The sequence below is a fragment of the Paraburkholderia phenoliruptrix genome (genome assembly GCF_019511605.1).
Lineage (GTDB): Bacteria > Pseudomonadota > Gammaproteobacteria > Burkholderiales > Burkholderiaceae > Paraburkholderia > Paraburkholderia phenoliruptrix_A.
Genome location: NZ_JAEUAV010000016.1, coordinates 108,478 through 122,643 on the forward strand (window position 1 = coordinate 108,478; position 14,166 = coordinate 122,643).

The following is a 14,166-nucleotide window of genomic DNA, read 5'->3' on the forward strand; positions in this document are numbered from 1 at the left end:
TGCCGGCCGCCTGAAACGTTCGGTGGCCGCTTCTTAGCGCATACCCGCGCCAAGCCGGCTGCGCACGAAGCCGACGTGTTCGCGCAACACGTAGAACGCGTCGGCATAAGCGAGCGGCATGCGCAGCCGATTCAGCGATTCCTCGATCTGATCCAGTTGTGCGAAGAGCCGCGCGCGCTCTTCGCCGGTGGTTTGCGCGAGCGCGCCGCGCTCGATCGCAATCAGCGACCCGTAATAGCGATAGATACGCGAACGCACACGCCAACGGTACAGCGCCGGGATCAGCCGCATCGCCGGAAAGAGCAGCACGGCCACCGGCAATAGCAGCACGAGCGTGCGGTCGCCGATGCTCGCTAGCCAGAACGGCAGCGTCCGGTAAAGAAAGCTCTTGCCGGTGCGGTAGTAGCGCTGCGCATCTTCACTGATCTGATACTCGTGCGCGATCGGACTAGGGAATTGTCCGGCGCGCTGCAACAGGCCTGGCCTGCCGTGCACTTCCTGCGCCGCCTCGATCAGCAGATCCGAAATAGCCGGGTGCAGATCGGTGCGTGCGACGAGTTCGACCGTCGGGCTGATCAGGTGCACCGTGTCAGGCGGGATCTTGTGCCGCAAATCGAGCACGCCGGGCGGCAGATCGATCTGATCCAGATAAGGAAAGAGCCGCGTATAAGCGGCGGCTTCGTCAAAACTGATTGCCGAAATGCCGGGCACCCGCAGCAGCCGCAGCATCAGCGCGCGGGTCGCGGAGTCGCCGCTCAGAATGGCCGCGTCCACTTCGCCTGTGACCAGTTGCGTGGCCGCCTGCAGGCCGTCGCTCGGCACGAATGTCGTCTCGCCGCCGCGCAGGATGCCATTCGCATCGAGCAATTGCAGCGCGAGCAGCCGTGTGCCGCTGCCTTCGCGGCCCACCGCGATCCGTTTGCCTTCGAGCCCGGACAGCTGGGTCACGCCGGTGCCGCGGTAAAACACCACGACAGGCACATAGAACACGCTGCCGAGCGACATCAGCGACGATGTATCGCGTCCGCTTGCCACCCCGCCTTGCACCAGCGCGAGGTCGACGCGCTGCTTCGGATCGAGCAGCCGCTGCAGGTTCTGTACCGAGCCGTCTGATTCGAGCACGTTCAGCGTGATGCCGTTTTGCGCGAGAATTTTCTTGTACTGATTGGCGGCCACGGCAAACGAGCTGTCGTGCGGGCCCGCGCTCAACGTGATGGTTTTCGGCGGTGCCGGGTCGACGAGCCACACGATGAGCGTGACGACCAGTGCAGCCACGGTGGCGACGACAGCATAAGGCAACATGTGATCGCGCCATTCGGCATGGAGCAAATCGCGAGGGAACTGCGGAGAACGACGCGGACGCTGCGCTTTCATAGGCATTCCGTGCGGTGGCCGGGATCAGCCATTGTCCACCTCGGCGGACGAAGTTGTCGTCGGCAGTTTGCTCTATTGACGGGGTGAGTGGTCGCCGGTTGTCCTCGCGGTACGTCGGCCCTGAATTGCGGCATGGGCAGTTGCCGATTCGTCGCAAAAGATCTTTAATCGAAGAGCCAGGCAATCGTTCCTGATGCATGAGTAGCCTGCGCTACGAAGGAGACGATCGTGTTGTCTGCCGCATTGGATACTTTGGGTGCGTTGGCGGTGTTGCTCAGCATCGCCGTGCATATTGCGCTCGAGCGCAGCCGTTGAATGCGCCGCGCAGCGTGCGGCCACGGTGCCGCCCGACCGGTCCTGCACCGGTCCGACACCGGTCCCGACACCGGCCCACACCGGTCTCCCCAACCGTCTTTAATCGGGTTTGCGGATTGTTCGGCTCCCGCGACGTATCTATTCGCCTGCAGCCGCTTTATCCGCATGGCGGCGATGCATAGAGTGTCACCAGTGCCAGCGCCGCAGCGTCCCGCTGAAGCAGCATGAATGCCGCGAATCTGCGCGGCAGCATGCCGGCGCTAACCCATTCAAGGACACAGCTCATGAGCAAGCTCACAGGTAAAGTTGCAGTTGTAACGGGTGCATCGAAAGGTATCGGCGCGGCAATCGCGAAGGCGTTGGCTGCGCAAGGCGCGTCGGTGGTGGTGAACTATGCGTCGAGCCGTGCGGGCGCCGACGAGGTGGTCGCTGCGATCAGCGCTGCAGGCGGCAAGGCGGTGGCGGTGGCGGGCGACGTATCGAAAGCCGCGGATGCGAAAGGCATTATCGACGCCGCGGTGGAAACGTATGGCCGCCTCGATATCCTCGTCAACAATTCGGGCGTATACGAATTCTCGCCGATCGACGACATCACCGAAGAGCACTTCCATAAGCACTTCAATGTGAACGTGCTCGGTTTGCTGCTCGTCACGCAGGCAGCGGTCAAGCATCTCGGCGAAGGCGCGAGCATCGTCAACGTGAGCTCCGTGGTGAGCCGCATCACGCCGCCGGGCAGCGCGGTCTACACGGCGACCAAGGGCGCGGTGGACGGCATTACCGGCGTGCTCGCGAAGGAACTCGGGCCGCGCAAGATCCGTGTGAACTCGGTGAACCCGGGCATGGTCGCGACCGAAGGCACGCATAGCGCGGGCATTATCGGTTCGGACCTCGAAGCATGGGCGCTTAGCACGACACCGCTCGGCCGCATCGGTCAGCCTGACGATATCGCCGACGTGGTGACCTTCCTCGCGTCCGACGACGCTCGCTGGTTGACCGGTGAGAGTCTGATCGCGAGCGGCGGGGCGCGATAACAAGTGGTCGCTCTTTGACAAGAGCCATGAAGTCGATGCGAGCGGCGCCTTTGGGCGCCGCTTTTTTTCGTGGGTTCGCTTGGAAGGTGAGGGACCACACGACTAAGCTAACGACAACAAGCTCGGATGTCATTGAAACGCTAGGAACAACTCCATCCCGGCATGCTTTTGATCCGATGACTGTCCGCGCGCCCGACACGATCGCTCACAATGTTCGCGCCGCTATCTCCCCCTGAAAAGAGGGGGGCAAATTGCCCGCCCAAGTGAGTATCGTGACGTTCGCCGTACTGCCTGGCACGAATTGCTATCGAGACATGGGGCGTGATCCGCTGCGGGGTAATGGCTGGCGTTTTGAACATCGTCCGCTAGACGATGGGCAACGAGTCTGCCAATTACGCTTTCTGGTTGGGCGCACCAACCGGGCCCATGCGGCTCTTTCTGGAGAAGGGAGCGATTGTGAACGCCAAGAAGAAACTCATTGTTGCCGCCGTTTCCGCATTGCTGACCGTTGGCAGCGTGGCGCATGCCGGTGCCGTTGCGCCGTCGCCCGGCTGGAATGAAGCGATGCCGGGCGGTCCCGATGCGAGTGTCCGGATCACCGAGAGCTACGCCCGGATGGTTGCGCGTGACACATACTTCTGGGCGTGGCCGATGGTCAACATCTACAACCGCCGGCTCGCGTTCAAGCAGGCGCCCAAAGTCGGCTTGATGAACGGCACGCTTCCCTTCGCGCCGCTGAACCGGCTTGCCATGTTGCACGACTACATTCAGCCGGAGCAGCGCTGGGTTGCCTGTCCTAATCAGGACGTTGCTTACGGCGCGGGTATTGCAGCGTTGGACGAAACGCCCGTCGTCGTGCAGGTGCCTGACTTTGGAACGCGCTTCTGGGTTTATCAGATCGTGAATACGCGAACCGACAGCTTCGCGCAGTTAGGATCAATGTACGGCACGCGGCCGGGTTTCTATCTGCTGGTCGGCCCAGACTGGAACGGCAAGGTTCCGGCCGGCATCACGAGAGTATTCCGCTCCAGCACCAATACGGCCTTCGTCGTGCCGCGGGTGTTCATGGACGACACTGCGGAAGACCGCGTCGCCATTCAGCCTGCGCTTGCCGGCATCGACATCTACCCGTTGTCGGAATTCGACGGCAAGCTGAAGCGGAGTGACTGGAGCCAGCTACCGGCGCTCAAGTCGCCCACCGGAGACGACAGCTCCTGCGAGACGAAATGGGTCTTGCCCGAGAAATTCTTCGACGAATTGCCCCTCGTGTTGAAGGACTCGCCACCCTTGCCGGGCGAAGAAGCGCGCTACGCGCAGATCAATGCAGTACTGGCCGCAGCGAAAGACGATCCTGCGCTCAAGCGCGCGATGATTGACGAGGCCGTCAAAACGGAGCATGAACTCATCGACCCGCTCCTGCAGTTCCGCAACTGGGGCAGGCCAGCGGGCAATCACTGGAGCTCGACCGCGAACAACGCCTCGTTCGGCACGGACTATTTCACTCGCACGGCGGTGGCCAAGTCGAACATACTCGTCAATGCGCCGACCGAGACCAAGTACCTGTACCAGGACCTGGATGCCAACGGCCAGCGGCTCTCGGGCGCGAATCGCTATGTGGTCACGTTCCCAAAAGGGCAGACGCCGCCCGTCGACGGCTTCTGGTCGTTGACCCTGTACGACGACGCTCATTTCTTTGTGCCGAACCGCCTCAAGCGTTACTCGCTAGGCACCAAGAACCGCAACCTGAAGTTCAATGCAGACGGTTCGTTGACCCTCTATGTGCAGGCCGATTCACCCGGTGCCGACCGCGAGACGAACTGGCTCCCGGCACCGGCCGGCGCACCGTTCTCGCTATATCTGCGAGCGTATTGGCCCAAGACCGGAATTGTCGACGGCTCGTGGGCTCCGCCACCCGTATTGCTTGCCCGGTAATCGCACTCGGTCGAGCGCCGTCGTAGGTCTGCGGTGTCGCCACGTTCACAGGCTTGCGTCGGCCCTCCATTGGCGTTGCAAAAAGTAGGGTGGCCTTCAGCGCGCTCCGCTAGCTCGCCCCGCGAACCGCTCACTCCGAAATTAGCTTCAACCCGGCAGGTAGCGACTCGCCGAACACGCGCCCCTCGTCTGCATCGTCGAGCTCGATAACTTCGCCGACCATCGCAATCCACGCGCGCGGCGCGTTGCTCGCTTCGAGCCTGCGTATCACAGCTTCGCGCGTCGCGTCCGGCAAGTCGCGCGAACGGTCGCCTGTCATGCGTGCAATCTGCACGGCGGCAAACGCGGCCGGGTCGACCTTCTTCCAGTCGAGCGCAAGAATCGCGTCGAGCCACCTGCTCGCGATCTCGGGCGGCACGACGTTATGCGCGCTGCCATAAAACGGCTGGCGCGCGCCGATCCGGCCGACAGCCCACCAGCTTTGGTGATTCTCGGCAGGCTTTTGCAAACGCGCGAGTACGGACTCGCCGAGCTCCACCTTGCGCTCCACCGGAATACGTTCGAGCGACGCGCTCAGGCGAACCATATCGGCAATACCGGTTTTCGACACGTCGAACGGCAGCTTGTGACGCGACTGCGCCGCTGTTTGCAGATACGTCATCGCGTCGAGCACGCGTAGCTGCGCAGTCTCGTCGAGGCCGCCCGCGGCGCGACGCCACAGCGTCCACCATTCCGACCAGACCTGGCTTTCCTGGACGTACTGAATACCGTCGTCGAACAGCGCCCATAGCTGCTCGACGCGCCATTCGTCGAGCGGATAGCCAAAGCCCGGGCGCACGCAGTAGCCGGCCAGATTCAGCCAGAGCCGCTCGTGATCTGCCGAGCGGCGGCGCCGCTTTGCGCGTTCCCACAGCGCGCCGAACAGTTCGCGAAGCAGCGCGCTGTTCCACGTCTCGCGCGGCCCGAGCAGATGTTCGAGCTGCGAGCGCAGGCGCCTGATTTCTTTCTTATCGACGTTTTGCGAGCGCGCACCGAACGAGCGGTCGATCTGTTCTATGGCTTCGTCGAGCCGCGGGTGCCGCGCGCCGGCCGCATCGTCCGCGACATTCACCTGCGCGTGCTCGCGCCGCAATTGAAATTCGAGCAGCCAACGCTCGGCGGGATTGTCGCGGTCGATGCAGTGCACTTCGAGTGTGCCGACTTCAGTGAGCGAGGTGGCGATGCGCACGGCTCGCTCACGAGCGGAGCCTGCGCCGCGCGGCGCGACGATGGCAGCGATAGGCGGCAGGCGCACGAAGTCGTCGCCCGCGAGATCCGCGAGCTCGCCGGGCGCATACACCGTATCGGAACTCGACGACACGAGGTGAAAGCGCACCGGATGCCCGAGCCGCAGTGCAAACGTGCGTTCCGCGATCAGGATTTCGTGACCTTCCTCGGTGCCGCGCGGCAACAGGCAGATGCCGCGCGGCGCAAGGGGCCGAGCGGATGCCTCGCGCGGTTCCTGAGCGTCGTGGCGGCCCCGCGCCGGTTCGTCGAGTACGAGAAAGTAGCTGCGCGGCGAACCCCCGCCGATTCGCGGTGCGCCGCCCGCGCGCGCGAGGCTGTAGGCGACCGCCCCGCGCGCGACGGCGACGTCGGGATTGTCGTTATGCAGCACGTTGAGCGGCTCGCCGCGCCACGCGCCCAAGGTGTCGGCGAGTCGCTGTTGCAGCGGCTGCGCGCGGAACACGCCGCCGTTCAGCAGCAGGGTGTCGGGCACGGGAAGGGGCGGCGGCGCATCGCTCGCGGCGCCAGCGCTCGCGGCCGCGCTGGAAGATGTGGAAGAGGCCGCCGCCCCCGCATCGTGGCCATGCCCGGCAGCGCGCGCGCTGACATCACCATCGTGTGCAGCCAACGCCTTGCGCGACTGCGCGTCAAACCGGCTCAGAAAAGCCGCGATATGCCGCGTGACGGCGGCGTCTGTCGCATACGGCAGGCCGAACTCGACGAGCGCGCCGCGCGGCCTGCCAGGCCGCTCGTGCGACGCCACCGCCGGAAAGAAGCCGTCGACGATCACGCGCTCCACTTCCTCGCGCGTGATCCGGGCGCTGCGCGCGCCGCCGACCAGCTTCGAGCCGGCGCCAAGCAGCGTGATCGACGCCGACTCGGGCGCGTCGGCTCCGAGCAACTGTTCCTTCGCCGCGCGGCAGCGCTCGACCAGTTGCGACAGGCTGGCCGCCGACAAACGGGCGCGCGCGCCACCCGCGAGCCGCGCTTCGACCAGATGCGCGAGCGCGAGGTCCATGTTGTCGCCGCCGAGCATCAAATGGTTGCCCACGCCGATACGCGTGAGCTGCGGCTCGCCATCGGCCGTGGTCACTTCGATGAGCGTGAGGTCCGTGGTGCCGCCGCCCACGTCGCAAATCAGCACGAGGCGCGTGTGAGCGAGTTCGTCGGCAAGCCGTTCGCGATGATGAAACAGCCAGTCGTAAAAGGCCGCCTGCGGTTCTTCGAGCAGGCGCAACGCGGGCAGCCCGGCCATGCGCGCCGCCTCGACGGTGAGAGCGCGCGCGCCTTCGTCGAACGAGGCGGGCACCGTGAGCACAACGTCCTGATGTTCGAGCGGCGCCTCGGCAAAGCGCTGATTCCATGCCGCACGCACATGCGCGAGGTAGCTCGCACTGGCTTCGACTGGCGAGACCTTGTGGACGTCGTCGGCGGCGCCCCAAGGCAGGATCGGCGCGACGCGGTCGACTAACGCGTGCGAGAGCCAGCTTTTCGCGCTGGTCACGAGGCGGCCGGGCACTTGCGCGCCGAGCACGCGAGCAAGTCTTCCGATAACGCCAGGCGCGGCCTCGGCAGTGCCTTCGGCCGGCGCAACGGCGGTGCCCGCGCCTCGCCCCGAACCGCTTGCGCGGCCAGCCTGCGCGTACGCTGCGGCGGCACCTTGCGCGACGCTCCACGGCAACTGCAGATCCGCTGGATCGAGCTCGCCCGGCGCCGGGTGATATCGCACCGAGGGCAGCAGCGGTCGCGCCGCAACTTCGCCGGGACTGACAAGCTGATCGATGTCGAAGACGCGAATTTCTCGCGCCCCGGCCTCGGCATACGCGAGCACCGTGTTGCTGGTGCCGAGGTCGATGCCGACGCTGTACCGCTTCATGTCAGTCATGCATTGACGCTGCCGCGCACGTCGAATTCGACTTTCCAGCGCTCGTCCGTGCCGCGGGGCACGGCTTCGAGTTCGAGCGTGCCCGCTTCGGTCACGCGCGCGTGCAGCTTCACGGGGACGACTTCGCCGGCCGTGCGGCCCGACGCAGGCAAGGTCGCCTGAATTTCTTCGAGCTCCTGAAGTTCGTCAGGACCCCAAAAGTCGAGCAGCGTGCCCACCTGATCCTGACGCCGCACCGACGAGCCGAAAAAGCGGAAGTGCACCGGCTCGCCGACCACCAGCCCGAACTCCTGCGCAGGCAGTTCGGCTTCGGTGCCTTCTTCCATGCCGAACGGTGCGACGCACAGCGCCTGAATGGGCGGCTCCATGCCGGGCACGGCCGGCATCGCCGATTCGATCGCGATGTAGTAGGCCCGCGCGGTGCCGCCGCGAATGCGCACGCCCTGGCCGCGCCGCACGTAGCCGTAATAGGCCGCGCCGCGCGCGACGGCCAGGTCGAGATCGGCGCCTTCGAGCAGACGCGCCGGCGCCGCGCCTTCCGCAGCAAGCCAGCCGTTGAGCGTGCCCATGATGCGCTCGACGAGCAGCGCCGACTTGAATACGCCGCCGTTGAACAGCACGGCCGTGGGATGCAGGAAGCTCGCCTCGTGCGCCGACGCCTCGGCTGCGACCGGACGCAGTCCTTCGAGGTCGGCGAGCGCGCCTACCTGCTTGCCGAGAAACGCCGCAAGATGCCGCGTGATGCCCGCGTCCTGCGCATACGGCAAGCCGAGTTGCGTGAGGCCGGCGCGCGTGCGGCTCACCGGACGCGCGGCGCTTTCCACCTGCGGGAAAAAGCCCTCGAGAATCGTCTGCGTCAATTCGGCGCGCGTGAGTTCGGTGCGGATCGAGCCGCCGATCAGCTTCGAGCCGCGGCTCGGCACGACGAGCGGCACCGTGTCGGTAGCCGGGTCGCTCAGCAGCGTTTCTTTCGCCGAGCGGCAAGCATAGGTGAGCGCGCGCAACTGCCACGCGTCGGCCTGGGTGCCTTGCGCGGCCAGCTTGCGCGCGACCACGTGCGCAAGCGCGAGGTCCATGTTGTCGCCGCCGAGCAGAATATGTTCGCCGACCGCCACCCGATGCAGTTCGAGATTGCCCTCGCGCTCCACTACCGCGATCAGCGAGAGGTCGGTCGTGCCGCCGCCCACGTCCACCACGAGGATGATGTCGCCGACCTTCACCTGCTTGCGCCATTGACCGCCGCTTTTCTGGACCCAGCTATAGAGCGCGGCTTGCGGTTCTTCGAGCAGCGTCATGCGGCCGTAGCCGGCGGCCTCGGCGGCTTCGGCAGTCAACTCGCGCGCGGCCGGGTCGAACGACGCGGGAATCGTCACCGTAACGTCCTGGTCGCGAAACGGCGCATCCGGATGCGCGTGGTCCCACGCCTCGCGCAGGTGCGTGAGATAACGCACGGAGCTTTCGAGCGGCGAGACGCGCGCGACTTCAGGCGGCGCATCGTTCGGCAGAATCGCCGCGCGCCGGTCGACGCCTGGATGGCACAGCCAGCTCTTCGCGCTGGAAACGAGCCGGATCGGCGTCGCCGCGCCGCGGCTGCGGGCGAACTCGCCGACTGCGAAGTCGCGCTGGCCGGTCCACGGCAAATGCAGGTCGCCAGAGCTGAGTTCGTCCGGGTGCGGTAGATACAGGAACGAGGGCAGCAGATCGAGATCGGCGATCGCGCCGGGGCCGCTCAACTGCGCGATGGGCAGCACGGCGAGCGTGGTCTTTTCGCCTTCGCTTGCGGTGGTGTCGACATAGGACAGCGCACAGTGCGTCGTGCCCAGGTCGATGCCGATGGAATAACGCGCGCCGCTCATAGCTCCACCTCGGCCGGCGCAATCACCTTCGCGTTGTGGGTTTCGGCGAGCCTCGGCAGCCGCACTTCGTCGACACGCCAGCCGCGGTGGCTGATGTTGCCGACAAACGGCGCCTTGCCGACGACGTTGCCCGTCAGGCGGATCGCGCTCGCGTCGAAGCCTTCCTGCAGCGTTACGCGGCTGCCTTCGGCTTCGTCGCGCACCGGACGGATCGTGAAGTGCTCGCGCAGCGTCGCGCGGCAGCCTTCGTGCACGAGGCGCGCGGCCGCGCCGATGTCGGCGTCGCTGAAATGCCTGATGTCTTCCTCGACGAAGTCGATGAAGCGTGCGTCGCGTTGCAACAGACCCAGCAGTTGTAATGCGGCGTCCGGGCTCGCTTCTTTGAGTGCCGGCGCGGGTGCGGCCGTCGGGGCGGGAGCGGGGGCCGGCGAGGGCGCCGGTGCTTGCGTTGCGGTCGGGGCAGGCGCGCTGCCGTCGCGCACACGCAGTACCGCGGCGGCAAAGTCGCCGTCGCCGAGAATGCGGAAAAATGCGCCGACAGCCAGCGAGATTCTGCCGAGGAAGGATGGGTTCGAATCGTTCATCAATGCTCCTGAAATGCTCTGTTAGAGGACGAGCTGTCCTGTGTCCGGGAGCGCGCGCGAGGTCGACGGTCACGGCGCCTGCGCGTCGCAATACAGCAATATGCACGAGGCCGGAACCCGTGCCGCCGTCAGCGACGGTTCAGTGCGCCGCCACGAGCGGCGCGGTGCGCGCGCAAACCCGTATTTTGCCTTGTGACGCGCCCGCTGAGGGCAAACCCGCACATTCTCGGGCGCGAACGCAGGGAGATTGGCCGCAGGCAAGGGCTTGCCGGACGCCGCTGCGTGTTTTGTGAAGTTTGCATCGAGATTTCACATCGCCAACACACGCCCCAAGCCGTCAATGCGCCCGCAACGCGCGAAATGTGAGGATTTACCCGTAGATGATGTGATAATCCTATCAAACCGGAGTAGCATACGACTCACTTGTTCGCCGGCCGTTGTCGTGCCATGTGCTCATTCCGGACGTCTCATGCCTGATTCTTTTCCGTCGTCATCGGTCGTCGCGCTGCGCGGCGGGCCGCTCGTTCATCCGGTGCGCAACCCCGGCATGCCGTTCGACGCCGCGTGGCTCGACGGCTTGCGCGTCAATCAGTCGGCTGTCGAGCGGCGCTCCGCCACGCTGACCACGCGCCGCACCGTCAAGAAAGACGCGCAGGCCGCGTGGCTGCTGAAAGCCGTCACCTGCATCGATCTCACCACGCTGAGCGGCGACGATACCGAGGGCCGCGTGCGGCGTCTGTGCGCCAAGGCGCGCCAGCCGGTGCGTGCGGACCTTCTGGACGCGCTCGGCATGGGTGCAGAGCGCATTGCCACGGGCGCGGTGTGTGTGTACCACCGCTTCGTCGCCGCCGCCGTGGATGCGCTCGACGGCAGCGGCATACCCGTGGCGGCAGTGTCCACGGGTTTTCCGGCCGGCCTGATTCCGCATCCGCTCAAGCTCAAGGAAATCGAGGCCTCAGTCGCGGACGGCGCGGCCGAAATCGACATCGTCGTCACGCGCGAACATGTGCTGACCGGCAACTGGCGGGCGCTCTACGACGAAGTGCGCGAGTTCCGCGCGGCCTGCGGGCCCGCTCATCTGAAGGCGATTCTCGCGACCGGCGATATCCGCACGCTGTCGAACGTGGCGCGCGCGTCGATGGTCTGCATGATGGCCGGCGCCGACTTCATCAAGACGTCGACGGGCAAGGAGGGGGTGAACGCAACGCTCGACGTTTCGCTCGTGATGGTCCGCATGATCCGCGAATATCACGAGCGCACCGGCATCGCGATCGGTTTCAAGCCCGCGGGCGGCGTGTCGAGCGCCAAGTCGGTGCTCGCGTATCAGATCCTGATGAAGGAAGAGCTAGGCCGCGCGTGGCTCGAACCGGCGCTTCTGCGCATTGGCGCATCGAGCCTGCTCGCCGATATCGAGCGGCAACTCGAACACCACGTGAGCGGCCGTTATTCCGCTTTCAACCGTCACCCCGTAGCCTGAAAACAGACCAACCCATGAGCGTAGCGGAGTATTTTTCTTCGATGGAGTACGGCCCCGCGTCGGAAGACGACCAGCCCGCGCGCGCATGGCTCGCGCAGCATGACGCGCGCTTTGGGCATTTCATCGGCGGTGCGTGGCATGCGCCGGCCAGCGGCGCGCGGTTCGTGTCCCACGCGCCGGCAAGCGGCGAGCGGCTCGCCGAGATCGCGCAGGGCGACGCTGCCGACATCGACGCCGCTGTCGCCGCCGCGCGCGCCGCGCAGCCGGGCTGGGCCGCGCTTGGCGGCGCGGCACGCGCGCGGCACCTGTATGCGCTTGCGCGCATGGTGCAGCGGCACAGCCGGCTCTTCGCGGTGCTCGAAGCGCTGGACAACGGCAAGCCGATTCGCGAGACGCGCGACATCGACGTGCCGCTCGTCGCGCGGCACCTGCTGCATCACGCGGGCTGGGCGCAATTGCAGGACAGCGAGTTCGCGGACTACGCCCCGCTTGGGGTAATCGGCCAGATCGTGCCGTGGAATTTTCCGCTGCTGATGCTCGCGTGGAAGATCGCGCCCGCTATCGCAACCGGCAATTGCGTGGTGCTGAAGCCGGCCGAATACACGCCGCTCACCGCCTTGTTGTTCGCGGAGCTCGCGCATCGCGCCGGGCTGCCCGCGGGCGTGCTCAATGTGGTGACCGGCGACGGCACGACGGGCGCAGCGCTCGTCGAACATCCGCAGGTCGACAAGATTGCGTTCACCGGCTCGACCGAAGTCGGCAAGCAAATCCGCTCGGTCACGGCGGGCTCCGGCAAGTCGCTGACGCTCGAGCTGGGAGGCAAGTCGCCCTTCATCGTATTCGACGACGCCGATCTGGACGCCGCCGTCGAAGGCGTGGTCGACGCGATCTGGTTCAACCAGGGGCAGGTTTGCTGCGCCGGGTCGCGCCTTCTCGTGCAGGAAGGCGTCGAAGCGCGCTTCATCGCGAAGCTCAAGCGCCGCATGGCGAGCCTGCGCGTGGGAGCGTCGCTCGACAAGAACATCGACATGGGCGCGGTCGTCGACGCAGTGCAACTGGAGCGGATCCGCTCGCTTGTCGAAAGCGGACGGCGTGAAGGCTGCACCATCTGGCAGGCCAAAGAATGCGCGTTGCCGGCAGATGGCTGCTTCTATCCGCCCACACTCGTGACGAACGTTGCGCCCGCATCCATTCTTGCGCAGCAGGAAATCTTCGGACCGGTGCTTGTGACAATGAGCTTTCGCACACCCGACGAGGCCATCGCGCTCGCCAACAATTCGCGCTACGGGCTCGCCGCCAGCGTGTGGAGCGAGACCATCGGCCGGGCGCTCGACGTTGCGCCGCGGCTCGCGTCGGGCGTTGTGTGGATCAATGCGACGAACCTGTTCGACGCGGCGGTCGGCTTCGGCGGCTACCGCGAGTCGGGCTACGGACGCGAGGGCGGACGTGAGGGCATTTACGAATATCTGAAACCGCGCGCGTGGCTCAATCTTCCGAAGCGCCGGACGGTGGACGCCACGCAGCAGACGAGCCAGCGCACGCAGTTCGAGCATGACGCGCCGAACATCGTGTCGATCGACCGCACGGCCAAGCTGTTCATAGGCGGCAAGCAGGTGCGGCCCGACAGCGGCTATTCGCTGACGGTGCATGCACCGGACGGCACGCCGGTCGGCGAAGTGGGCGCGGGCAATCGCAAGGACATTCGCAACGCGGTGGAAGCGGCGCGCGCGGCGCACAAGTGGTCGCAGGCGAGCACGCATAACCGGGCGCAGGTGCTGTTCTATCTCGCGGAAAACCTCGCAGTGCGCGCGGACGAATTCGCGCAGCGGCTGTGCGTGCGCAATGGCCTGGCGCCCGAAGCGGCGCGTGCCGAAGTGGAAGCGTCGGTCACACGGCTTTTCGCCTATGCGGCGTGGGCCGACAAGTTCGACGGCGCGGTGCATACGCCGCCGCTGCGCGGTGTGGCGCTTGCGATGCACGAGCCGCTTGGCGTGATCGGCATTGCGTGTCCGGACGAAGCGCCGTTGCTGGCTTTCGTTTCGCTCGCGGCGCCCGCGCTTGCGATGGGTAATCGCGTGGTGGTGCTGCCGGGCGAGGCGGGGTCGCTCACGGCGACCGACTTCTATCAGGTCGTCGAGACGTCCGACGTACCCGGCGGCGTGCTCAACATCGTCACGGGCGCGCGCGCCGGGTTGCTGCCCGCGCTGGCGAGCCACGACGACGTGGATGCGCTCTGGTGTTTCGGCAATGCCGCGGACTCGGCGCTTGTCGAGCGTCTGTCGGTCGGCAACCTGAAGCGCACCTTTACCGACTACGGAAAGCAGTTCGACTGGTTCGGCCGTGCAAGCGAAGGCAGGCCGTTCCTGCGTGAGGCGGTGCAGGTAAAGAACATCTGGATACCGTACGGAGATTGACCGCGCAGCAGCGAATGCACGTCAATCAAAAC

At 65.9% G+C, this 14,166-nt stretch carries 8 protein-coding genes; 4 read left to right on the top strand and 4 right to left on the bottom strand.

All coding sequences use genetic code 11. The annotated features are described in order from the left end of the window. Positions 1 to 33: 33 nt before the first annotated feature. Entirely contained in the window at positions 34 to 1,374 is a 1,341-nt protein-coding gene (locus JNB89_RS20175) for a TAXI family TRAP transporter solute-binding subunit (RefSeq protein ID WP_220363382.1), read from the bottom strand. Between the two features lie 599 nt (positions 1,375 to 1,973). Between JNB89_RS20175 and JNB89_RS20180 the strand changes: the two genes are divergently transcribed. Next, positions 1,974 to 2,720 carry a glucose 1-dehydrogenase gene (locus JNB89_RS20180; RefSeq protein ID WP_220363383.1) on the top strand — a complete coding sequence of 249 codons (747 nt, stop codon included), beginning with the start codon at positions 1,974 to 1,976 and terminating at the stop codon, positions 2,718 to 2,720. 456 nt (positions 2,721 to 3,176) lie between these two features. Next, on the top strand, positions 3,177 to 4,652 hold the full coding sequence (locus JNB89_RS20185; RefSeq protein ID WP_220363384.1) for a DUF1254 domain-containing protein: 1,476 nt from the start codon (positions 3,177 to 3,179) through the stop codon (positions 4,650 to 4,652). A 130-nt stretch (positions 4,653 to 4,782) separates the two neighbouring features. Here the strand turns inward: JNB89_RS20185 and JNB89_RS20190 are convergent, their stop codons facing one another. Genes JNB89_RS20190 through JNB89_RS20200 form a run of 3 tightly spaced genes read right to left on the bottom strand, consistent with a single transcriptional unit; the run spans position 4,783 to position 10,243 of the window. Then, positions 4,783 to 7,803 carry an Hsp70 family protein gene (locus JNB89_RS20190; protein ID WP_220363385.1) on the bottom strand — a complete coding sequence of 1,007 codons (3,021 nt, stop codon included), beginning with the start codon at positions 7,801 to 7,803 and terminating at the stop codon, positions 4,783 to 4,785. Further along, entirely contained in the window at positions 7,800 to 9,659 is a 1,860-nt protein-coding gene (locus JNB89_RS20195) for an Hsp70 family protein (protein ID WP_220363386.1), read from the bottom strand. The genes JNB89_RS20190 and JNB89_RS20195 overlap by 4 nt, the downstream gene beginning before the upstream one ends. After that, positions 9,656 to 10,243, bottom strand: coding sequence for a DUF2760 domain-containing protein (locus tag JNB89_RS20200; protein WP_220363387.1), 588 nt, complete (start codon positions 10,241 to 10,243; stop codon positions 9,656 to 9,658). The genes JNB89_RS20195 and JNB89_RS20200 overlap by 4 nt, the downstream gene beginning before the upstream one ends. Before the next feature lie 469 nt (positions 10,244 to 10,712). On the opposite strand from JNB89_RS20200, the gene deoC reads away from it, so the two are divergent. Next, a complete protein-coding gene (gene deoC / locus JNB89_RS20205; RefSeq protein WP_220363388.1) occupies positions 10,713 to 11,720 on the top strand; it encodes a deoxyribose-phosphate aldolase in 1,008 nt (335 codons plus the stop codon). 14 nt (positions 11,721 to 11,734) lie between these two features. Beyond that, a complete protein-coding gene (locus JNB89_RS20210; RefSeq protein ID WP_220363389.1) occupies positions 11,735 to 14,134 on the top strand; it encodes an aldehyde dehydrogenase family protein in 2,400 nt (799 codons plus the stop codon). Positions 14,135 to 14,166 lie beyond the last annotated feature (32 nt).